The organism is Bacillus sp. GM2, from assembly GCF_056155945.1.
The window spans coordinates 1622981-1641645 of sequence record NZ_JBRKSZ010000008.1 but is presented as its reverse complement, the minus strand read 5'-3'; the positions used below and the strand labels follow the sequence as shown (position 1 = coordinate 1641645).

The 18665-nt window shown below is 46.0% G+C and carries 20 protein-coding genes, 1 tRNA gene and 2 pseudogenes; 7 read left to right on the top strand and 16 right to left on the bottom strand.

Annotated features, from left to right (window positions below; translation table 11 throughout):
* The 4 genes and pseudogenes from ACVC9U_RS22870 to ACVC9U_RS22855 form a co-directional block, all read right to left on the bottom strand.
* Positions 1–246, bottom strand: a pseudogene (locus ACVC9U_RS22870) (hypothetical protein); the annotation flags it as partial.
* A 276-nt stretch (positions 247–522) separates the two neighbouring features.
* On the bottom strand, positions 523–1509 hold the full coding sequence (locus ACVC9U_RS22865; RefSeq protein WP_441391613.1) for a tyrosine-type recombinase/integrase: 987 nt from the start codon (positions 1507–1509) through the stop codon (positions 523–525).
* A 187-nt stretch (positions 1510–1696) separates the two neighbouring features.
* A tRNA-Arg gene (locus tag ACVC9U_RS22860) sits at positions 1697–1772 on the bottom strand.
* A 95-nt stretch (positions 1773–1867) separates the two neighbouring features.
* On the bottom strand, positions 1868–2008 hold the full coding sequence (locus ACVC9U_RS22855; RefSeq protein WP_237562646.1) for an NINE protein: 141 nt from the start codon (positions 2006–2008) through the stop codon (positions 1868–1870).
* 284 nt (positions 2009–2292) lie between these two features.
* Here ACVC9U_RS22855 and clpP point away from each other — a divergent pair, with 284 nt between their 5' ends.
* Positions 2293–2889: an ATP-dependent Clp endopeptidase proteolytic subunit ClpP gene (gene clpP / locus ACVC9U_RS22850; protein WP_003185550.1), complete on the top strand. Its 597-nt coding sequence runs from the start codon at positions 2293–2295 to the stop codon at positions 2887–2889.
* A gap of 74 nt (positions 2890–2963) precedes the next feature.
* Here the strand turns inward: clpP and ACVC9U_RS22845 are convergent, their stop codons facing one another.
* On the bottom strand, positions 2964–3539 hold the full coding sequence (locus tag ACVC9U_RS22845) for an LOG family protein (protein ID WP_065644290.1): 576 nt from the start codon (positions 3537–3539) through the stop codon (positions 2964–2966).
* A 110-nt stretch (positions 3540–3649) separates the two neighbouring features.
* Between ACVC9U_RS22845 and ACVC9U_RS22840 the strand changes: the two genes are divergently transcribed.
* Together ACVC9U_RS22840 and ACVC9U_RS22835 are read left to right on the top strand one after the other, a co-directional pair.
* On the top strand, positions 3650–3985 hold the full coding sequence (locus tag ACVC9U_RS22840; RefSeq protein WP_020453047.1) for a MazG nucleotide pyrophosphohydrolase domain-containing protein: 336 nt from the start codon (positions 3650–3652) through the stop codon (positions 3983–3985).
* Positions 3972–4949 (top strand): annotated as a pseudogene (locus ACVC9U_RS22835) (HD domain-containing protein). Before ACVC9U_RS22840 ends, ACVC9U_RS22835 begins: the two are co-directional and overlap by 14 nt.
* Positions 4950–4996: 47 nt before the next feature.
* Here the strand turns inward: ACVC9U_RS22835 and ACVC9U_RS22830 are convergent.
* Together ACVC9U_RS22830 and ACVC9U_RS22825 are read right to left on the bottom strand one after the other, a co-directional pair.
* On the bottom strand, positions 4997–6616 hold the full coding sequence (locus ACVC9U_RS22830) for a SulP family inorganic anion transporter (RefSeq protein ID WP_048350577.1): 1620 nt from the start codon (positions 6614–6616) through the stop codon (positions 4997–4999).
* Positions 6617–7216: a beta-class carbonic anhydrase gene (locus ACVC9U_RS22825; protein WP_020453050.1), complete on the bottom strand. Its 600-nt coding sequence runs from the start codon at positions 7214–7216 to the stop codon at positions 6617–6619.
* A gap of 397 nt (positions 7217–7613) precedes the next feature.
* On the opposite strand from ACVC9U_RS22825, the gene ACVC9U_RS22820 reads away from it, so the two are divergent.
* Positions 7614–8585 carry a 2-hydroxyacid dehydrogenase gene (locus tag ACVC9U_RS22820; protein ID WP_020453051.1) on the top strand — a complete coding sequence of 324 codons (972 nt, stop codon included), beginning with the start codon at positions 7614–7616 and terminating at the stop codon, positions 8583–8585.
* 15 nt (positions 8586–8600) lie between these two features.
* Here the strand turns inward: ACVC9U_RS22820 and ACVC9U_RS22815 are convergent, their stop codons facing one another.
* Positions 8601–9200, bottom strand: coding sequence for a flavin reductase family protein (locus ACVC9U_RS22815; protein ID WP_048350578.1), 600 nt, complete (start codon positions 9198–9200; stop codon positions 8601–8603).
* Between the two features lie 88 nt (positions 9201–9288).
* Here ACVC9U_RS22815 and ACVC9U_RS22810 point away from each other — a divergent pair, with 88 nt between their 5' ends.
* From ACVC9U_RS22810 to ACVC9U_RS22800, 3 genes are all read left to right on the top strand, one after another.
* On the top strand, positions 9289–9984 hold the full coding sequence (locus tag ACVC9U_RS22810; RefSeq protein ID WP_441391609.1) for an ArsR/SmtB family transcription factor: 696 nt from the start codon (positions 9289–9291) through the stop codon (positions 9982–9984).
* Positions 9985–10238: 254 nt separating this feature from the next.
* Positions 10239–10694: a ribonuclease gene (locus ACVC9U_RS22805; protein ID WP_048350580.1), complete on the top strand. Its 456-nt coding sequence runs from the start codon at positions 10239–10241 to the stop codon at positions 10692–10694.
* Between the two features lie 4 nt (positions 10695–10698).
* A complete protein-coding gene (locus ACVC9U_RS22800) occupies positions 10699–10974 on the top strand; it encodes a barstar family protein (protein ID WP_020453055.1) in 276 nt (91 codons plus the stop codon).
* Positions 10975–11039: 65 nt separating this feature from the next.
* On the opposite strand, the gene ACVC9U_RS22795 is transcribed toward ACVC9U_RS22800, so the two are convergent.
* From ACVC9U_RS22795 to ACVC9U_RS22760, 8 genes are all read right to left on the bottom strand, one after another.
* Complete coding sequence (locus tag ACVC9U_RS22795) at positions 11040–11798, bottom strand: arylamine N-acetyltransferase family protein (protein ID WP_326336060.1); 759 nt, start codon at positions 11796–11798, stop codon at positions 11040–11042.
* Positions 11799–11840: 42 nt separating this feature from the next.
* Complete coding sequence (locus ACVC9U_RS22790; RefSeq protein ID WP_003185574.1) at positions 11841–12110, bottom strand: HPr family phosphocarrier protein; 270 nt, start codon at positions 12108–12110, stop codon at positions 11841–11843.
* A gap of 17 nt (positions 12111–12127) precedes the next feature.
* The gene (whiA, locus tag ACVC9U_RS22785; RefSeq protein WP_003185576.1) at positions 12128–13078 is read right to left on the bottom strand and encodes a DNA-binding protein WhiA; all 951 of its coding nucleotides are present in this window, start codon (positions 13076–13078) and stop codon (positions 12128–12130) included.
* A gap of 28 nt (positions 13079–13106) precedes the next feature.
* The gene (locus ACVC9U_RS22780; RefSeq protein ID WP_003185579.1) at positions 13107–14060 is read right to left on the bottom strand and encodes a gluconeogenesis factor YvcK family protein; all 954 of its coding nucleotides are present in this window, start codon (positions 14058–14060) and stop codon (positions 13107–13109) included.
* A gap of 1 nt (position 14061) precedes the next feature.
* Entirely contained in the window at positions 14062–14949 is an 888-nt protein-coding gene (gene rapZ, locus ACVC9U_RS22775; protein ID WP_048349949.1) for an RNase adapter RapZ, read from the bottom strand.
* Between the two features lie 21 nt (positions 14950–14970).
* Entirely contained in the window at positions 14971–15444 is a 474-nt protein-coding gene (locus tag ACVC9U_RS22770) for an 8-oxo-dGTP diphosphatase (RefSeq protein ID WP_142238573.1), read from the bottom strand.
* A gap of 410 nt (positions 15445–15854) precedes the next feature.
* The gene (gene trxB, locus ACVC9U_RS22765; protein WP_020453061.1) at positions 15855–16805 is read right to left on the bottom strand and encodes a thioredoxin-disulfide reductase; all 951 of its coding nucleotides are present in this window, start codon (positions 16803–16805) and stop codon (positions 15855–15857) included.
* A 166-nt stretch (positions 16806–16971) separates the two neighbouring features.
* Positions 16972–18432, bottom strand: a complete 1461-nt coding sequence (locus ACVC9U_RS22760) for a tetratricopeptide repeat protein (protein WP_441391605.1) — start codon at positions 18430–18432, stop codon at positions 16972–16974.
* Positions 18433–18665 lie beyond the last annotated feature (233 nt).

Below are 18665 nucleotides of genomic sequence, written 5' to 3'. Positions count from 1 at the left end.
CTCAAACCGACGTATTAATCGATTGGCTTGCTCCCTACTCATGCCTATGTGCTGAAGCCACTTATCAAACAAGCCATCATACTGATTTGTTCCTGAAAGTTCATCTCTCGCTTCCGTTAATTCTCTGCCTAGTTCTGTGTAAGCTTTTCCAACAATTTCTCGCATGTTATTTTCTTTCTTGCGTAGAAATGCTGCTGTGCTAATATCTAAATCTCCATAGTTAAACGTTTCGATTTCGTTCGTCATTCCAAAACCTCCTTCACAGGATAATACCCGCGACTTTTTAAAACCGCACAATAATTTCTAAATTTTTTCTTCCTTCACTTTTATAACGTGTATGACACACTCAATTTTGGGACATCATTTTCGAAATTTTTCCGCCCTCACTTATAACTGCGAAACCACTTTCGGATTGGCACACGTTTTTCTGTGTTCATTATTAGTTGCGTAGAAACCTTTCAGATCGGACATCGTTTTTAGACAAAAAAAAATAACCCCGCCTTAAAAGACGAGGTTAATTCATTACACATCGAGCTTGTCGTTTTTACTCGCTTTATTAAACTGTTCGATTACTACATCATCTACGTAGTCAAGATATACTTGCGTTGATTCTAAGTCGGCGTGACCTAGTATTTTTTGTAACGACCGAATATCGCCCCCGTTGCGCAGGTAATTGATTGCGAAAGTATGACGAAGACTGTGAATGCTCGCCCTGCACTCGTTTTTCAAATTCGCTAATTTAGCATACTTATCTGCCCGCTTTCTTAGATGATCCTTAGATACTTCCTCTCCGTATTGATTAACGAAGACTTTTCTCACGGCCCCAAAATATTCGGTTGTCTCTATGCGGAGCTGTTTTAGAATCTCCGCAACTTTGTCCGTCATGGGAACCATTCGATTCTTTCGGTTCTTATTAATCGCCCCCGGGAGCATGAGTACCTTATTTTCAAAGTCGATATCATCTGGATTAAGACCTTCCAACTCATTCGAACGAAGGCCGCATTTTAACGATACATAGAACGCTACGTAATCGCGGAAACCAGCATAAGTATCCTTGTCAATTACACCAAAGAAACGCCTTACTTGCGAATCGGTCAGGCTCTTTATTTTCGTTTGATCGACACGCAGTTTCGTAATTTTCTTGGCGGGGCTTTCGTTTATGATTTCTCGCTCCACCATTCGGCTAAATATCGACTTGATGCCGCCAAGCCTAATATTAATCGTAACTGGTGATAGCTTGCGTTGCTTTAACATTATCGTGATATAACTACGAAAATGATCTTCGCTAACAGACGTTACAGGGTCCGTCATACGAATCCCTGTTACTTCCGTAAATTCGTCGAAATATCTTCGATAGTCATTAATCGTTCGATCGCGGTAGTTCTCGGTTGTAAACACCAAAACCACCGCATCTAGAGCGTCTTTAACGGTCATATAAGACGGTCTTAGCTCCGTTTGACTTACATCGCGCCGGTACCTAACGCCTTGCTTTCGTCTAATTATCACCATACAAAAAAGCCTCCCGAAATATTATTCCGCAAGGCATTCGTAGAAGACTCGAACCAGTTCGATATAGGCGACACGAAATCCGCTAAAAACGTCATTCCGTTTCTTCCTAGACCGTGTCCTTCCGCTACACTTTTCGCTTTAACGGACCGTCGGAAAACGTTGATATGACGGGGTTAAAACGTGAAAACGCGCTCGGAGGGATTCGAACCCCCGGCAGACGTGGTACCGGAAACCACCGCTCTATCCAGCTGAGCTACGAGCGCACAATATGATTTTTTAACGTCAGCAATTTATATTATAAGGGCTGTTCTTTAAAAAGTCAATCACAATCTCTTGCTCGAAACAATGCAGGTTCAGATTATACTCGATTTCTTACTTCGTCCGTTGTTTTGACAAGGCAGAGAAGCAGCATGGCTACAGCGCAGTCTTTTCTCTCGTCCAGATAAAATCTGTGAGCGGCAACACCTCCGAGAAACCACCATAAAAGAAATACGATCAGCTTTGGTTTCTTCTTATTTTGGAACCCTGAACGCTCTTGTCCGCGTTCACATATATAACCGGCTTCCTTTTTTCCTATAAATTAAATTGAAGATCAATGGACTTAGACCCCATTTTTCTATACTTTCCTCTGTAAAGTTGATCTTTTGTTTGAATGTCCTTTAAAATGGGAAAAATAAACCCCAGTATGTCTTTTTAATGAAGGCGGCTTTTTGTTTGACCTTTATTGACCAAAAATGTATGATTAAACTACATACTTACCTTTTAAGGTGAAGGAGGAGCATTATGAATTTAATACCTACAGTCATTGAACAGACGAACCGCGGGGAAAGAGCGTATGACATTTACTCACGCTTGTTGAAAGACCGTATCATTATGCTGGGATCAGCAATCGATGACAATGTTGCGAACTCCATCGTATCTCAGCTTCTATTCCTTGAAGCCGAAGATCCAGAAAAAGATATCAGCATCTATATTAACAGCCCTGGCGGCTCTATCACAGCCGGCATGGCGATTTATGACACCATGCAGTTCATTAAACCTCAAGTCTCTACGATTTGTACGGGAATGGCGGCATCTATGGGTGCGTTCCTTCTCGCAGCCGGCGAGAAAGGGAAGCGCTACGCTCTTCCAAACAGTGAAGTCATGATCCACCAGCCGCTTGGCGGAGCGCAAGGTCAGGCAACAGAAATCGAAATTGCCGCGAAGCGCATTCTTTCATTGCGTGACAAACTGAACAAAATTCTTGCAGAGCGCACTGGACAACCGCTTGAAGTGATCGAGCGCGATACTGACCGTGACAACTTCAAAACGGCTGAAGAAGCAAAAGAATACGGCCTGATTGATAAAGTGCTCACACGCAATATCGACGCACAGAAGTAAACAGCAAAAAAAGCTGCCGAAGTCATCGGCAGCTTTTTTATGTTACCGTACCTCCGCTCATTATGTAAGAGTTTCTATAAATCCTTCCACTTTTTCTCGAGGACAGGGTAGTGATAATCATTCATGTTCCCGATCAATTCCGCGGGGCTCGCCGAAGCATGAATCAGCTGAAGGTGCGATTCATTCGAAAAGCCTTCTTGAACGCTGTATTCGAGCATTTTAAGAAGTGGGTCAAAATAGCCGTTCACATTGTAAAGTCCGATCGGCTTTTGATGAATGCCGATCTGGGCCCAGCAAAGCACTTCAAACAGCTCTTCAAACGTACCGAAGCCTCCGGGCATCGCGATAAAGCCGTCAGCTAATTCACTCATTTTCGCTTTGCGCTCATGCATGCCGCTCACTTCGATCAGCTCTGTCAGCTGCTGATGAACGATTTCCCCTGTAAAAAGTCCTTTCGGCATAACGCCGACAACTTCCCCGCCGTTTTTCAATACGGTATCCGCAATCACGCCCATCAATCCCATTCTCGATCCTCCATAAACAAGGCGAAGCCCCTTCTCGGCAATATAAACACCAAGCTCTGCAGCTTTCTTCTTGTACGCCGGGTCCGTCCCCATATTTGATCCTGAATATACGCATACCGTTTTCACTTTCGCTCACTCCAACTCCATATATTGATAAAAGCAATTAACATTGTACTATATATTGTTTGTTCCATGTGCGATAATATAATTGAATTTCTAAATGGGAGTGTAGACTTATGACAATCACAGACGCGGAGCAATGGACAAAGACATTTTATCGGAAAAGGGGATGGAGCGAATACGGACCTTTCATCCGGATGGGATTTTTAATGGAAGAGGCCGGTGAACTGGCGAGAGCGGTCAGGGCATACGAAATCGGAAGAGACCGTCCTGATGAAGCAAAACGGCCGGCTGCTGAACTGAAAAAGGAACTGATCGAAGAAATGGGCGATGTGATGGGGAATTTGATTATGCTTGCCGGCATATACGATGTTTCATTGGAAGACATGATGGATGCCCACCGCCGCAAACTGACGAAAAGATTTGCAGGAGAGCATCATGAAGATCAATGACCGCCTTTACGGCGAGGCAGATTTGGAGCCTGTGCTGACAGACCTCATTCATTCAAAAGCCGTTCAGCGTCTAAATGGGATTCACCAAGGCGGAGCATGCTTTCTCGTCAATCCCGCATGGAACATCAGCCGCTGCGAACACAGCATCGGGGTTATGCTTTTGATCCGCAGGCTTGGCGGAAGCCTTGAAGAACAAATTGCAGGTTTGCTTCACGATGTTTCCCATACGGCATTTTCCCATGTGGCTGATGATGTATTTAACATGGAAAACGAAGATTACCATGAACAGATGTTTCGGCAATGGGTCAAGTAATCTGATATCCCCTGGATTCTGGATACATACGGATTCAAAGATGAAGATATCTTATACGATGAAAAAAAATGGACGCTGCTGGAGCAGCCGGCTCCTTCATTATGTGCGGATCGCATCGATTACACGCTTCGCGACTCTTTAGCCTACGGGTTTGGCGACCAAGAAGAGATTCGACGATTTTTAGAAACCGGACTGACCGTTGTCGAAGGCGAAATCTGCTGCACTTCGACAGAGCACGCCGAATGGTTCACCCGCCTTTACTATCAAGAGGTAATTGACTTCTTTATGAATCCCCTCAATGTATATGCGCTCTGTACACTCAGCCAAATGCTGAAAAAGGCGCTTGACATGCGTATCATCACGGGACGCGATTTTTTCAAAACCGACACGGAACTGCTTGCGATGCTAAAGCAAAAAGCGTGCTTCCGGGAAACGCTTGAAAGGCTCAGTACAGCGAGCCAGAGCGTTAAGCAAGGAGACGAAGACGATTTTACTTTTCATCAAACTTTAAAGGTAAGATGGATCGATCCAAAAGTCGCCGTTAACGGAAGAAAAGTCCCCGCCTCCACACTTTCAAAAGACGTCCTTTTGATGAAAGAAACGGCAATAGCCACAATGAAAAAAGGCACATATGTAAAAGCCGCCGAATAAAAGCAACCGCCTGCTTCGGTCAGCCCGGAACAGGCGGTTTTCTTCAGTTATGTCACGTCAAATATTTGTTCAGGCCTGTCGACAAAATGCTTTTTGCCGATTTTATGAAACAGCCCTGTTTTATGAAGAAGCTCACGCGGCTGCTGCTGCAGCCCGACAATCATCACTTTGCCGTTTTGCTGGTGGACACGGTTGACGATCGTCATCAAGCTGCCTTCTGCGGAAGAATCCATGTAGTCTACTTTGTTCATAAGCAGGATGAGGAGTTTTGGCGGGTGGCCTTTGTCCAAAATTGAATCCTCCAATGAATTCGATGAGCCGAAAAACAGCGGGCCTTCAACAGAATAAATGCTGACAGAGCGGTGGAATTTCTTTTCTTCCGCTGCAGCAGCCGACTGGACGATCGATTCAGACACATCCTTTTTAATGCGGAACGATTTGCTCATTCTGACGATAAAGGTGATGATCGCCAGCAGGATCCCGGCCGCCACTCCAAATACAAGGTCCTGCCAAACCGTTAAAAGAAATGTGACGACAAGCACGGCAGAGTCGGAATTCTTAATTTTCAAAATGTTTACAAACTCTTTCCGCTCACTCATATTCCAAGCGACCACCATTAAAATCGGCGACATGCTTGCAAGCGGGATAAGGGAAGCGTATGGCGCAAACAAAAGCAGGACCAATAAAACAAACACGCCGTGCACGATCCCTGAAATCGGAGAAGCAGCACCCGTTTTAATATTGGTTGCCGTACGGGCAATCGCGCCTGTCGCCGGAATTCTGCCGAACAGCGGTGCGGCAATGTTCGCAACCCCCTGGCCGACAAGCTCTTTATTGCTGTCATGCCTTGTTCCCTTCATATTGTCTGCCACCATCGCGGAAAGCAGCGATTCGATTCCGCCGAGCATCGCAATCGCAAGAGCGGGAGGCAGCAGGTAAATGATTTTTTCCAATGACAATTCAGGAAATTGAAAGCTCGGCAAGCTGCGCGGAATTTCGCCGTAAGCTGAGCCGATCGTTACCACCTGTTCAGGAAACATCATCGTGGCCATGACCGTCGATACAAGCAAGCCTGCAAGCGCTCCCGGCACTTTCGGCAGAATCTTTGGCGTAAACAGCACAAAGAAGAGCGATACGACAGCCGTCAAAATGCTGTAGAAGCTGAGCGTGTTCAGGTTGATGACAACCTCTCGCATATTCATATAAAAACTCTCATGCTTCTCAACATTCCTCAAACCTAAAAACTTGGCGATTTCTCCGGTGAAAATAATCACTGCGATGCCGGCCGTAAACCCGATGATCACCGGCCGCGGAATAAACTTGATAATCTTGCCGAGTTTTAGCAGCCCTAATATGACGAGAATCACTCCGGCCATAAAACCGGCAATCAGCAGATTCTCAAATCCGTATTGGAGCACAATAGCGAACAGGATCGGAACAAAAGCGCCTGTCGGTCCGCCAATCTGGTATTTCGACCCGCCGAGAAGCGAAATCAAAATACCGGCGACAATCACTGTGTAAAGACCGTGTTCCGGTTTCACCCCCGAAGCTATGGCAAAAGCCATGCCAAGCGGAATTGCGACGACTCCAACGACCATTCCTGCTACAATATCTTTTTGAAACCGTTTAAGGCTGTATCCTTCAAATCTGCCTGAAAAACGTAACATTCAATCTATCCTCCCCATTTCCGAAAGCAAAACGTCTTCACGTGAATAACCATCTTCCACAACATCCAAACGGCCGGTCTTTGGATCAATCACCAATCCGTGCACCGGAACGTCTGAAGGCATCAGCGGATGATTCCGAACCATGTTCACGCTGTGGCTGACGCTGTCTTCAACGCTGTCAAAGCCCGTCATCCATGTGTCCAAGTCGATGCCTGAATGCTGCAGGAGTTCGAGACAGCCATCATCAATCCCCCGCTGTTTGGCCTTTTGAAGGATAGATGAAGCGTTCAGGCTTGCCATACCGCACTCATGGTGGCCGATCACGCAGACTTCTTCAGCCTGCAGCTCATAGACAGCCACAAGAATGCTGCGCATGACGCTTCCAAAAGGGTGAGAAACAACGGCCCCCGCATTCTTAATGATTTTTGCGTCTCCATTTCTTAACCCCATTGCATGATGGAGCAGTTCTAATAAACGCGTGTCCATACATGTCAAAATCACAAGTTTCTTCTCCGGAAATTTTGTCGTTTCATAAAACTCGTACCCCTTTTCCTCTACAAAAGACTGATTTCGCTTCAAAATGGAAGTTAAAATCGCCATTTCTCTCTCACTCCTTTTCATAGTCATATGACCTTGATATTGTTACAGCCGAATTATAGCACATGGTTTTTCGATTTGGATTCGAATCAAAAAATTCACTATAAATGTACTGAATATTTTAAAAAGTCTAATTTTATATCTTTCTAAAATAATAAAATCTACACTGTTCTTCACCTATAAAAATAGAACTGGAAGCAAAATAGAACATCTAATATTTGGATTTATAGTTATAAAAATGCATTAAAATAAATTAAAAAACTGAAATAAGTATCTATGATTTTCTAAACAACAATAATTGAGCTGATAGTCCTGCGTTTATTCGGAACAGACTTTGATTTTTATAGAAGCCGTTTTTCCTCTATAATAGAAGCAGATGATACGCGGAAGGAGAATGCAGATGAAACCGTTTGTATATGTCACAAAACCGGTCCCAAAAGAAATCGAAGAGATGCTCGCCGAACACTGCACATATGAAATTTGGACTTCGCGCGAGCGCATTCCCAGATCGACCCTGCTCGAAAAAATCAAGGAAGCAGACGGTCTTTTAACCTCAGGGACAAAAATCAACCGTGAATTATTATGCAATGCGCCGAAGTTAAAAATCGTCAGCAACAACTCCGTCGGCTATGACAACTTTGACATTGAAGCAATGAAAGAAAAATCGGTTATCGGCACTCACACACCATACATTCTTGACGGCACAGTCGCAGACCTCGCTTTCGGTCTGATCCTTTCCTCAGCGCGGCGAATCGCCGAGCTCGACCGCTACATCCGCGATGGAAAATGGACCAAATCAGAGGATGATGAAAGCTTGTTCGGATGCGATGTCCATCACCGGACGCTCGGCATCATCGGAATGGGACGAATCGGAGAACAAGTCGCCAAACGGGCGGCCTTGGGTTTTGATATGGAAGTGCTCTATTACAGCCGCAGCCGCAAACCCGACACAGAGAAAAAAACCGGCGCGGTTTATACGGGCTTTCATGAATTGTTGGAACGCTCGGATTTCATTGTTCTGATCACACCGCTCACAGATGAGACATACCGCCTTATCGGCGAAGCTGAATTCAAAAAAATGAAACCGTCATCCATTTTCATCAACATCTCCCGCGGCAAAACCGTTGACGAACAAGCGTTGATTCAAGCGCTGAAAGAAGGATGGATTAAAGGAGCCGGACTTGATGTATTTGAAAAGGAGCCGATTGAAAAAGACAATCCGCTCCTAAGCCTTTCCAATGTGACCCTCGTTCCCCACATTGGATCATCCACTCTTGTCACACACGTCAACATGCTGAAAAGCGCCGTCCAAAACCTGATTGACGGTCTTCAGGGCAGACAGCCAAAAGATATAGTCAAAGAACTGAGATGACGCACATTCTTACATTCAGGCCCGGAATGTTTTGCCGAGCTCGCGTCCTAAACCAAAATAGTGTCTAAAAAGATAAATTAAAGGCCCCCATTTTTGAGGATCGATGTGGTGTTCCCCTTTTATAATCGCTTCATGTGCGTGCACATGAAGCACTTTTGTTTCAATGACGGCAAAATACGGTGAATGTTCTGAAATGCGGATATTGACGGCTTCCGCTTCAATTTGAAGCGGACAATCGGCGACTCTGTCAGGTTTCACCGCCAGGGAATCTGCTGCCGTAAATCCGCCGGCTGCAAACTTTTCTTTAAGGTATGTAAAGCCGAGCCGCTTTTTTTCTTCCGGAACGCATCGTTTGCCGGTATAGGAAGCGAGCCGTTCTACATTGCTCCATAAAGATGAATCCGGCACATTGATGACACATCCGGCTTGTCTCTCTAAATTCTCCAATGCTTTGCCGCAGGTGCTGACGCCGAGTACGATCGAATCCCCAAGCGCCCAAGAAGAGGAAAGCGGGCTGAGATTCGTGGAACCGTCTTCGTTCAGCGTGCTGAGCAAAATGACGGGTGTTCCGTAGTATAAAATGCTTGGCTGAATAATTTTGCTGTTTAGATGCATATCGGTCTCCTCCTTTTATGCTTTTATTGTAATTCTCCAATATTTCAATTAACATCGAAGTATCGATTACATTTTAGGAGGAAGTGTCATGACCGTGAATCCGAATATCGCCGAGGTCGCCAAGCTTGTCACCGATCCGTCGCGGGCCGCGATTTTAACCGCATTGCTTGATGACCGGTTTTATACAGCTACCGAGCTGGCCGGATATGCGGGAATCAAACAGCAGACAGCAAGCTTTCACCTTTCCAAACTGCTTGACGCCGAAATGCTGACATGCCGGAAGCAAGGACGGCACCGCTATTACCGGCTCAAAGATGGCAAAGTTGCACAATCGCTGGAAACTCTGCTCAACATAGCCCCCCCTGCTGAAATTCGCTCTTTCCGGCAGTCAGCCGAAGATCGGGCGGTCAGAAAAGCGCGGACATGCTATGATCACTTGGCTGGATCGCTCGGCGTCACACTTGCGGAGCGGCTCGTGGAGATGGGCGTGTTGAAAGAAGAAGAGACGGCTTTTACCGTGACTGAAGAAGGAGAATTATTTTTGAAGGAACTTGGCATCGATGTTGGGGAAGTCAAAAAGAAACGGCGCTCTTTTTGCCATAAATGCCTGGATTGGAGTGAAAGGCGGCATCACATTGCCGGTGCCCTGGGCTCCGCACTGCTCGACGCTTTTATCCGCATGGGCTGGATCGAGCGGCGCCCGCGCACACGGGCCGTTGCAGTCACGCCCGCGGGCGCAAAGGAACTTTACCGCCTATTTCACATTTCCATTGAAAAGAACTGATGAAAAGCAGTTGGTTTTTTCTTCAAATCTTGACTGACATTCCGGGAGTCAAATAGGAAACCGCGGCGATCCGTTCCCGTCCTCGGGTTTCATGGAAAATTTACAATACTATAATGATTTCTGAGCATGTTTTGAGGTACAATTCAATATGATTACAGACGGAATAGAAATGAGGAAATGCAGCTGTTCAATCCCATGAAGGCACATTCTTCATGTTTATGCTATAAAGTCTAAAGATGGGGAGGACTTTATCCGTGAAAAAAATATTATCCACACTTGCGCTTGGGATTGTTCTCGCGCTCGGCTTTCTGGCGGGGAACCTTTTTACAAGCTCAGCTGAAGGGCCGCATGCAGAAAAAGGCAGCACCGTTCAGTCAAATGAGGTCATTAATACGTTTGAAGGTGTTGCAGACTATATCGTGAAATACGGCAGGCTGCCTGACAACTTCATCACAAAAGCAGAAGCGGCAAAATTAGGGTGGGACCCGCAAAAAGGCAATCTCGCAGAAGTAGCGCCTGGAAAAAGCATCGGCGGCGATATCTTTCAAAACAGAGAAAAGCTGCTTCCAGATGCGGCCGGACGCGTATGGAGAGAAGCCGACATCAACTATACATCGGGATTCCGGGGGTCAGACCGGATCGTCTATTCCAGCGACAGACTGGTTTATAAAACAACTGACCACTATAAAACGTTTACGAGAATGAGATGATCATATGAAACAAGTCACTTTAAACGGAGACAAGATCACGAGTGTATCAGACCTTCACCAAACATTAAAAGAACAGCTGGAGCTTCCGGACTACTATGGCGAGAACCTTGACGCGCTGTGGGATTGTCTGACCGGCTGGGTCGGCATGCCTTTGCTGATCGAGTGGAAGAATATCGAAAAAAGCCGGATTTACTTGGGCGATCAAGCCGAAGCATATTTGCAGCTTTTTCGCGAAGCCGAAGAAACTCTGGACGGCTTTCAGCTGAAAACAGAAGGATAAAACAGAAAACGAGCGGGCGCTGCAGACAGGCGTCCGCTTATTTAATTGATGCGCGCAGTGGTGCTTCAGTCAAAAAATGCTTGAACGAAAATGTTCTGGAAATCTCCGGCGTTCACATCTTCTTTCGTCAAACCGCTTCCGGTTTGCTTTGTGAAGTGATCCTTCGACAAAATTAACTTTCCGTCCTTTGTCAGCTTGGAAGCGAGCGGGTTTTTATTAAAGGGAGACGCTTCCTCATCGAAAATCGCATCCCGCACGCACGCAAGCGCCGCTTCATCGATTGGCGTCAGCGAAAATGCGTAGCCGGTCTGCCACCCCTCTCCCTTATCCATTTCAAGAAGGTAATCTCCTTTATCTGTCTTTGTTTTCCTGATACGGTAAGCTCCTGTTTTTGAGGTGATGGGTTCACCTGAGAACGGAACAGGGGCAAGCGGCAGGTTGATGCCGAATCCAGTATCAAGCAAATAGGTTTCATCGCTTTCCCGCAGAATAACGGCGACATGCGTTCCCGTCAGCGCCCACGCCTGCTCTTTTGCATTAAATACCGTTCCGCGGACCATGTGAACGGAAAAGCCGAGCTCTGTCAGCACATAGTAAAGAAAAGCGTTCAAATCATAGCATAAACCGCCCCTTTTATTGTTCAGCAAGGCTTCCGTCAGCTCTGTTTTCGTCATCGAAATCCGTTCGTTTCTTAAAACCGCGCCATTTTCAAATGGAAACTGCAAAGCCAGCAGCGATAAAAACTCGGGCAAGTCGGCAAATGTCACCTGCTGACCTGGCTTGTATCCAATCCTCTTAAACAGCGAATCGAGCATCGTCGTCATCGGTAATTCTCCTTCCGCTTATCAATGAGAAAAAGCCAAACCTCATAAAGGTTTAGCTTCTTTCTCTTGAACATATGCAGTCAGTGCATCAAGGGCATCTTGTTCATCGGATCCGTCAGCGATCAGCGTGACTTCCGATCCGGAGCTGACAGCAAGGCTCATCAGCCCCATGATGCTTTTGGCATTCACTTTTTTATCTCCCTTTTCCAGAAAAATATCTGATTGAAAACGGTTGGCTTCTTGAACAAACAATGCCGCTGGGCGCGCTTGAAGCCCTGTTTTTAAAAGAACTTCCACTTTTTGTTGAACCATACGATCTCCCCCATTCCCTATTTTAAAGAGACAGATTGTCCTGAACGCAGCTGCTCAGCTATTTCATCCAGTTTCCTAAGTCGGTGGTTGATGCCCGATTTGCTGATTTTTCCGCTCGACACCATTTCCCCGAGTTCCTTTAATGTTACTTCCTGATAATCAATGCGGAGCTGAGCGATTTCCCTCAGCTTTTCCGGCAGCGCATCAAGCCCGATTCTTTCGTCGATCAGCTTGATGTTTTCCACCTGCCGCAGAGAAGCGCCGATCGTTTTGTTTAAATTGGCGGTCTCGCAATTGACGAGCCGGTTGACCGAGTTTCTCATATCGCGCACGATCCGGACGTCTTCAAAGCGGAGCAGCGAATTATGCGCGCCGATCACATTCAAAAACTCGGTGATTTTTTCGGCTTCCTTCAGATACGTGATGTATCCCTTTTTCCGCTCAAGCGTTTTGCTGTTTAAATGGAACTGATTCATGAGCCTGCACAATGAATCATTATGCTCTTTGTACAGCGAAAAAATCTCGAGGTGGTAAGAAGATGTCTCGGGATTGTTGACAGAACCCCCGGCTAAAAATGCCCCTCTCATATAAGACCGTTTGCAGCATCGTTTTTTGACTAAGTCTTCGGAGATGTTTCTGGCAATGACAAAGTTGTCTCCGAGTATTTTCAAGTCCTCGAGAATCGGCTTGGCATTTTCGATCAGGCGTACGATGTAGACATTGTTTTTTTTCAGTCTCATTTTCTTTCGAACGAGCAGTTCAACGGAAACATCGTATTGTTTCTTCAGCAATGTGTAAATTCTTCTGGCGATGGCCGCGTTCTCGGTCTGGACGTCGAGAACCACTTTTCGGTTTGAGAAAGACAATGAACCGTTCATCCGAATGAGGGCAGAGAGCTCTGCTTTCGCGCAGCAATCCTTTACTTCAAGGTTTGTAAGTTCTTTTTTCGTTTCCGATGCAAATGACATATTATAGACACCCCCATTCCAAGGCCTGCTATTCTTTTAACAAATCAACAAGTAGCGAAGCGACTTTATGTGTATCATGACGGATCACGCCATTCTCGTATGTCACAATCTGATCTTTGATGACCTCAAGCCCCATCGCAGACAGATCATCAATATTAAACTGGACGGGCTGTGCCTGCTCCTTCGCATAGCGTTCCCGAATGTCGTCCGGGATTTCCTCATTGTTGACGAGGATCGTATCGATAAACGGACCGCCCATATGCTGGTTAAGCGCTTTTACATGGTCTGCCGCACTGTAGTACAGCGTTTCTCCCGGCTGGGTCATTACATTGCAAATATAAACTTTTTTTGCCGGGGCGTTTAATATCTCTTCCCTTATCTTCGGAACGAGAAGGTTCGGCAAGATGCTCGTATACAGGCTTCCGGGGCCGAGAATAATCAGGTCGGCGCCGCGGATCACGTCAATCGTTTCCGGAACGGGTTCGATTTTTTCAGGGGTTAAAAACACCCGTTTAATCCGCTTCCCGTAAGACGGAATCGTCGATTCCCCTGATATGATCTGTCCGTCATCCATTTCCGCATGAAGGACAACGCTGGTATTGGCCGCGGGCAGAACCCTTCCTCTCACATTTAAGACTTTGCTCATTTCAGTGACGGCGTGAAAGAAATCACCGGTTATATTCGTCATCGCCGCCAAAATCAAATTTCCCAATGAATGGCCGATTAAATCGCCGCCTTTAGAGAAGCGGTGCTGGAACAGGTCTTCAACAAGCGGTTCGACATCAGACAGTGCAGCGAGGACATTTCTGACGTCCCCCGGCGGGGGAATTTTCAGCTCGTCGCGCAGCCTCCCCGAGCTTCCGCCGTCATCTGCGACTGTCACAATCGCCGTGATGTCTACCGGCTGCTGCTTCAATCCTCTGAGCAGTACCGAAAGGCCAGTTCCTCCGCCAAAGATTGCGATTTTTTTCTGATCTGCCATGCTATTTTCTGCTTTTCTTCTCGATGTCCCGGTGAGTAACATGAGTATAGTAGTCCTTTTTAAAATAATCGGCAAGGTATTCAGCCAGCGTCACAGAACGATGCTGTCCGCCGGTGCAGCCAATCGCGATGACAAGCTGGCTTTTTCCTTCTCGCTTGTATGACGGAAGCATAAAGCTCAGCAGCTCGGTCAATTTTTCAAGAAACTTTTGCGTTTCGTTCCATTTCATCACATATGAAGATACTTCCTGGTCTTTCCCCGTCAGCGGCCTCATGCTGTCGATATAGTACGGATTGGGAAGGAACCTTACGTCGAACACTAGATCAGCGTCGATCGGCAATCCGTATTTAAACCCGAATGACATCACATTCACAGTAAAGGTATGTCCGTGATCTGCCGCAAAATGCTGGACGATTTTTTCGCGCAGGTCTTTCGGCTTCATATCGGATGTATCATAGATGATTTGAGAACGGCCTTTCAGCTCTTCGAGAAGCTCCCGTTCCGTTCGGATGCCCTCAAGCGGCAGGCCAGTTGTCGCAAGGGGATGGGACCTTCTTGTCTCTTTATATCTTGAAACGAGAACCAAATCCTTGGCATCTAAAAATAAAATTCGCGGGGTAATCCAGGATGTTTCCCCAATCTCGTCAAGCGCTTCAATCAGGCTGTCAAAAAACTCGCGGCCGCGCAAATCCATAACAAGGGCAACTTTGCTCATTTTTGAACTTGATTCCTTCATCAGCTCCAAAAATTTCGGCAGCAAAGATGGCGGCAGATTATCGACACAGAAAAAACCGAGATCTTCAAAGCTTTGAATCGCCACTGTTTTTCCTGCCCCTGACATTCCGGTTATGATCACAAGCTGTATATCATGGCCTCCATTCGCATTCATGCTTCTCTCCCCCTCTTATGTTTATTCGCCTTGCGGGTCGAGGCGATAGGACAGCAATTCAAAGTCAGGCGTATACGTAAAGGTGCCGTGAAGCAGTCCTTTGCCTTTCAGCATAAAATCCAGAATATGGACGTCGCCCGGCGCCATCGGCAGGCTCCCGACGTCTCCCGCCTGATGCCACCTGATGATGCCCTCTTCCGATTCTTCTACATGTTTACCTGTATAATGATCGGCGACGAATGTGAACATCATCCATTCAGATACGACCTGATCATTTTCTTTTATGATAAAGGTGAATATCCCTTTCAGCTGCGGGTTCAGCACATACAGGCCCGTCTCTTCGCGGTATTCCCTGATGACGGCGTCCCTGACGGTTTCCCCGCTTTCCATTTTGCCGCCGGGGGCTACCCACCAGCCTCGTCTGGGCTTTTGCAGCAACAGGACTTTATCACCTGATGTCAGCACACAATTCGTCACTCTTTGCAAAGTTGTCACCCATCCTTTTATTCCTTCAATTCTTTTTTCTATTATACCGTTTCCTGTCCCCGCTCACAATGAACATGCAGTTCCGCCGCGAAAATCGCTTTTTTCCGGACTGCTTTAAGGCTTTTTCCGGGTAAAACTTAAAGAAACGGCTTTTTCAGCGAATGGAAGCGCTTGCGAAAACCGTTCTTTTATTCTATTTTACAGCAAAAATGGACGTTTCAATATTGAAATTTGAACAACTTGTGAAATTTGTAAAAATTTCTCTTTAAGGAAAAATAAAACAAAAAAAGGACACGGATAAGATCATCCGTGCCAATAAAATTCATTATAAAAGGGGGTCAATTACTATACCCATCATAACGAATAATTGTTTCACTGGTGTTACAGGGCGGTTAAATCATGATGACGATAAAAATACGTTATTTTACAGCCTTTTCTTTCTCTTTCAGCTCTTCTATATAGTGCTGAACGCTCTGTGCGGCAATGCTTCCGTCGCCTGTTGCCGTTACGATTTGGCGAAGGGTTTTCTCGCGGATATCGCCCGCTGCAAAAATACCTTCGACTTTTGTTTCCATCTGTTCATTTGTCACGATGTAGCCCTCTTCATTTGTAATGCCGAGGTTTTTGAACGGCTCTGAAAGCGGGAGCATGCCGATGTAGATAAAGACGCCGTCAGTCCGGAACTCTTCTTCTTCGCCCGTGACCGTATCGACCAGCGTTACTTTGCCGACCTTTCCGTCTTTTTCATGAATTTCCTTGACCGTCTTATTCCAGAGAAAGTCGACTTTTTCGTTGTCAAACGCGCGCGCCTGAAGAATGCTTTGCGCTCTCAGCTTATCGCGGCGATGGACGATTGTTACTTTCGAAGCGAAACGGGTTAAGTACACGCCTTCTTCAACAGCGGAGTCTCCTCCTCCGACAACGACCAGCTCTTTGTTTTTAAAGAAGGCGCCGTCACAAACCGCACAATAAGAAACGCCGCGGCCGCCAAGCTCTTTTTCGCCAGGTACGCCGAGCTTCTTATATTCGGCGCCTGCTGTGATGATGACCGCGCGCGCTTTAAATTCTTTTGATCCCGCTTTGACGATCTTATAGTCTCCTTCATCGACGACTTCTTTAATATCGCCGTACGCATACTCAGCGCCGAACTTTTTCGCATGTTCAAACATTTTATTTGAAAGCTCGGGTCCCAGAATGCTTTCAAATCCCGGATAGTTTTCAACATCCTCCGTATTGGCCATCTGTCCGCCCGGAACGCCTCTTTCAACCATCAAAGTCGACAGGTTCGCCCTTGACGTATAAACGGCTGCCGTCATTCCCGCAGGACCTGCTCCTATAATAATGACGTCATACATTTTTTCTTCTGACACAATGTTCACTCCTTCATGAATCTTATGCTTGCAAGCAGTGCATTCCTGTTAAATAAGATTCCCTTCTTATAACTTCCTTACCCATATCCTATAAAATATCATGAATAATCGCTATTTTTTTGCTCACATAATAAAACAGGCTGAACAATGAAGTTCACACCTGTTTCTATAGATGCTCTTTTAATGTACGTTCATACTTTGAAAGCGTTCTGGGCGATATTTGGAAAATTTTAGCGGTTTCGGCTTTTGTCAAACGCTCCTGATGCTCCGTCTTCCAAATGTAATAGATCGCTGCCGCAAGCCCGCCGGCATTTTTCAGCTGAAGCCCGTAAGCCCTGATCTGCTGAATGACATGGAAAATCCAAAAGCACATGGCCTCCTGCTCCATCGCCGACTGATCCGCTTGTTCAATCGCTTTTGCAGTCCTGTAAGCAAGTAGCGCGTCTTTTGAATCAACGGCTGCACCGCTTTCCCCGTAAAGCACAAGTCTGACAAACTGATCTTCAAACGGCGTTTTTGCCATCTGTGAATCAAGCACCGCTTTCAGCTGGGCTTTTTCCCCTTTTCTTCCGCTGATATAGTACGCGGCAAGGCGCTCCTCAAGCGGCCGCTGGACAGGTTTCTTTTCCTTCCGTTCTTTCCACGGCTCCATGCGGGCGTCATCCGGATACTCTTCCTGCATCTTTTTCCATACAGACCGGGCAAATTGAGCGCGGCCGGTGTAGTAAGCTGAGCAGGCGAGCCAGTAATAAAAGGTCTCATCCCCTTCAAATCCCATGCGGTAGAGTGATTTCAGCCATTTATAGCCGAGATCGTATCTGCCGACGAGGGACAGCGTGGCGCCGAGCTTATACCTTTGCTCAAACAGCATCGGATAAACATTGGAAAGCTGTTCGGAAAGCGCCTCGACCTTATCGTCCCGTCGTTCATAGTGATAAAAAATAAGAAGATTGCAAAGCGCATGCAGGTTTCCATGGCTTTTTTCCAAGACCGAAAAAATCGTCGTTTTGGCTTTCTGAATGTCTCCGGCATAAAAATATGCCAGTGCAAGGTTGTTGTAAGCTGACCAAAACTCGGGGTAATCGGAAGTGATTTCTTCAAGCATCACGATCGATTCCTGAAGCTGTCCATTTTCCAGCAGTGATTTCGCCCGATCCTGTTTCAGAATCAAGTCGTCCTGATCAAACTGCGAATAGCCCTCATCTTCCTCTCCCATATCCAATAAATCAAGGAGCTCCGCATTTTCCTCGCTGAACTCGCCGTCCGGGTCTTCTTTTAAATAAGTCTCCGCTGCTTTATAGGCTTCGTGAAAAAGGCCGAGGTGCGCATAGTTGTTGGCTTTAAAATAATAACATTCAGTCATTTTTTCGTTGATGTTCGTCAGGATAAAGTCCAAAAGTTCATTTGATTGCTGGTAAAATCCCATTTCAGTGTAAATAACAGCAAGTTGGGACAGCATTCCCGTGTTTTCCGGTTCAAGAAAAATCGCTCTCTGAATGAGCTTGCTTGCGCGGGATAAATTGCGTTCTCTATATGCTTTGAGCCCTTTATGATAAAAATATTGCCCATCTTGGAACAGTTGGACAATTCTCGAATCTTTATGGTGTTCAGAAGTGTACTTTCCCACAGATACCCTCCATTTCAAACTATATACCGTGAGTAGTATAACATAGTTTCCAGCAGGCTTAATAGGCCAAAAACAAGTTTCGAGAAAATTCTCTTCATTTTCCACATATGGTTTTTTCACCATTTTATTCCTGACGTTTGGAGCACTGGAGCGCATAGGGCTTTCAGAAGGTTCAAGGTAGGTTTTATATCGGAAGTATGCTTCTTATTTTAACCAGGGCAAAATCTTTTTTT

What these genes read in the sequence shown, in the direction of transcription:
- ACVC9U_RS22865 (WP_441391613.1), bottom strand. Translation starts at nt 1,509, where the DNA reads ATGGTGATAATTAGACGAAAGCAAGGCGTTAGGTACCGGCGCGATGTA.
- clpP (WP_003185550.1), top strand. Translation starts at nt 2,293, where the DNA reads ATGAATTTAATACCTACAGTCATTGAACAGACGAACCGCGGGGAAAGA.
- ACVC9U_RS22840 (WP_020453047.1), top strand. Translation starts at nt 3,650, where the DNA reads ATGACAATCACAGACGCGGAGCAATGGACAAAGACATTTTATCGGAAA.
- ACVC9U_RS22830 (WP_048350577.1), bottom strand. Translation starts at nt 6,616, where the DNA reads ATGTTACGTTTTTCAGGCAGATTTGAAGGATACAGCCTTAAACGGTTT.
- ACVC9U_RS22825 (WP_020453050.1), bottom strand. Translation starts at nt 7,216, where the DNA reads ATGGCGATTTTAACTTCCATTTTGAAGCGAAATCAGTCTTTTGTAGAG.
- ACVC9U_RS22820 (WP_020453051.1), top strand. Translation starts at nt 7,614, where the DNA reads ATGAAACCGTTTGTATATGTCACAAAACCGGTCCCAAAAGAAATCGAA.
- ACVC9U_RS22815 (WP_048350578.1), bottom strand. Translation starts at nt 9,200, where the DNA reads ATGCATCTAAACAGCAAAATTATTCAGCCAAGCATTTTATACTACGGA.
- ACVC9U_RS22810 (WP_441391609.1), top strand. Translation starts at nt 9,289, where the DNA reads ATGACCGTGAATCCGAATATCGCCGAGGTCGCCAAGCTTGTCACCGAT.
- ACVC9U_RS22800 (WP_020453055.1), top strand. Translation starts at nt 10,699, where the DNA reads ATGAAACAAGTCACTTTAAACGGAGACAAGATCACGAGTGTATCAGAC.
- ACVC9U_RS22795 (WP_326336060.1), bottom strand. Translation starts at nt 11,798, where the DNA reads ATGACGACGATGCTCGATTCGCTGTTTAAGAGGATTGGATACAAGCCA.
- ACVC9U_RS22790 (WP_003185574.1), bottom strand. Translation starts at nt 12,110, where the DNA reads ATGGTTCAACAAAAAGTGGAAGTTCTTTTAAAAACAGGGCTTCAAGCG.
- whiA (WP_003185576.1), bottom strand. Translation starts at nt 13,078, where the DNA reads ATGTCATTTGCATCGGAAACGAAAAAAGAACTTACAAACCTTGAAGTA.
- ACVC9U_RS22780 (WP_003185579.1), bottom strand. Translation starts at nt 14,060, where the DNA reads ATGGCAGATCAGAAAAAAATCGCAATCTTTGGCGGAGGAACTGGCCTT.
- rapZ (WP_048349949.1), bottom strand. Translation starts at nt 14,949, where the DNA reads ATGAATGCGAATGGAGGCCATGATATACAGCTTGTGATCATAACCGGA.